Annotated in this window: 1 pseudogene; it reads right to left on the bottom strand. The window is 60.4% G+C overall.

Annotation, left to right across the window (positions count from 1 at the left end):
- Positions 1 to 328 (bottom strand): annotated as a pseudogene (locus A3754_RS07715) (ferredoxin reductase); the annotation flags it as partial.
- Positions 329 to 429 lie beyond the last annotated feature (101 nt).

The following is a 429-nucleotide window of genomic DNA, read 5'->3' as shown; positions in this document are numbered from 1 at the left end:
AGCAATCGTCTTCGCGCTCGGGGGGCGAGGAAATGGTGTAGGTGCGGGTGTAATGCTTGCCATCGGCAGGGATGCCCACTCGCACATGCTGGCCAGCCCGGTGCCCGCGCCAGTTCAGGCCGGGCCGCAGGGTGAGCGTGCGTGCGTCTTTGGTTTCATCCCACACTTTTACCACTCGGGCCTGCAGCTTGTGGGTGGTCCACAACGGGTTCACCAGTTCCAGGTAATGGGAGGTGCGCAGTGGCCAGGCAAAATAATCGGTGATGGTACTCAGTCGAGACCAGATGGACGATGATGCACCTGGCTCTGGCTGGGTGGGTTGACGCATAACGGTTCCTCTTTCGTTGTCATTATTCGAGGTTGTCGCTAACCCGGCATTGCAGGTGGTGTTGCAAGCGGGGGCATGGGGTGAACAGTGCCGCTGGGGCT

Source organism: Alcanivorax sp. HI0083 (assembly GCF_001635175.1).
The sequence above is the reverse complement of the archived record's forward strand: the minus strand, read 5'-3'. Positions and strand labels throughout refer to the sequence as shown.